We start from the raw sequence: 1,555 nt of genomic DNA, 5'->3' as shown, positions 1-1,555 counted from the left end.
CATCAATGCCATCCTCACGCTTCCAAGTGAGTCACTTGGAAGAATTCGCCTATATCTTATCGATGAACGTCTTGAGGGTGAACGAAATGAGGATACGCTCAGGGAAGCTGGGTTGCAAAAAGCATTGGATCAAGGGACCACACTTACCATTGTCAGTGAAGGAAAGTCCCTTTCCGATGAGCCTTTTGACCGTCTTTATCTTGGTGTAGGAGAGGATGGGCATATAGCAAGCCTCTTTCCTGGTTCCTGGCCGAATAGTGCTGATGCTCAAACCATGGTGGTAATCGATAGTCCCAAACCACCTAAAAGGCGGGTCACACTCACCTACCATGGTTTTCTCACCCTTGCCCGAGAGGCAAAGGTGTTTCTGCTCTTCCTGGGCGAAGGAAAAAGGGATGCTCTCAATAGGTTGATGTCCGGCAAGGAGGATGCACATACTCTGCCCTGCTCCTTCTTTGTTCACCAACCATTCCATGGTACGATAGTAACAGACCTGAGGGAGAAAACACTATGAAGAGAATCATTATCCAATATGGTGGCACGGGAGACCTTGCACTGAAGAAACTGTATCCTGCCTATGAGCATCTCATGGAAAAGGGCGATGCTTTTGAGGTACTAGCTCTTGGAAGACGGTTTACCACCAGAGATGAGTTCCTCTCTGAGATTATCAGGAAAGATGCCCCATCCTCCTTCACCGACCACCTTGATTACCTGTACTACGATATGAGCGATGCGAATGCAGTCACCATACTTACCACCCGTTTGAAATCCATGTGTGGGGAATGCGACGAAGTGGAATTCATTTACTATCTTGCACTACAGCCTTCCCTCTATGAGATTGCTATTGAGCAGATCCAACAGGTGGATAACCAGCTGGATTGCATCTGTTCACTGACAAAGAAGATTGTTGTTGAAAAACCATTTGGATTCGACCTGGAGAGTGCCCAGCGTTACAACGATATCCTGGAAAAGGCCTTCACTGATGAGGAGATTTTCCGTATCGACCACTATCTGGGCAAGGAGTTCATGCAAAACCTGCTTTTGATGCGGTTCCATAATGACATAATCAGAAGAATCTGGGACAACAGGACCATTGAGTCCATTGAGATCATTTTTGACGAAACCCATGGAGTGGACCAACGATTAGGATTCTATGAGAAGATCGGTGTGGTACGTGACACTATCCAGAATCATATCATGCAGATCATCACCTACTTGACGATGAGCGAACCTGCAAGTCTGACTCCAAAGGATATCGCCGTCGAAAAAGAGAAGGTTCTCAGGGCAATATCCCCTATCCAGGAATTCCATATGGGGCGATATGAATCACTGGGTTCGGGTAGTGGCCATGTGGTACATACTCCCACGTATGCTGCATTCAAGTTGTTTGTAAACACCTACTACTTTACCGGTATTCCCATCTATGTACGAACAGGGAAGATGCAGAGTGAGGCAAAGAGCTTGATTTACATCAAGTTCAAGAACGCCACCAAGCAGGTCATGCATGATGATTCCATTGCAGAGAATGCGGTGATCATCACCATACACCCAGAAC

Annotated in this window: 2 protein-coding genes; both read left to right on the top strand. The window is 46.7% G+C overall.

Going from position 1 to position 1,555, the window contains the following annotated elements:
- Nucleotides 1–514 (top strand): 6-phosphogluconolactonase (locus tag JF818_RS11840; protein ID WP_198892209.1); only part of this gene is annotated, 514 nt, incomplete at its 5' end.
- The coding region (locus JF818_RS11835; RefSeq protein ID WP_198892208.1) for a glucose-6-phosphate dehydrogenase at nucleotides 511–1,555 on the top strand (1,045 nt) is incomplete at its 3' end. The genes JF818_RS11840 and JF818_RS11835, both read left to right, overlap by 4 nt.

This window comes from Sphaerochaeta sp. S2 (genome assembly GCF_016406725.1).
Taxonomy (GTDB): domain Bacteria; phylum Spirochaetota; class Spirochaetia; order Sphaerochaetales; family Sphaerochaetaceae; genus Sphaerochaeta.
The sequence above is the reverse complement of the archived record's forward strand: the minus strand, read 5'-3'. Positions and strand labels throughout refer to the sequence as shown.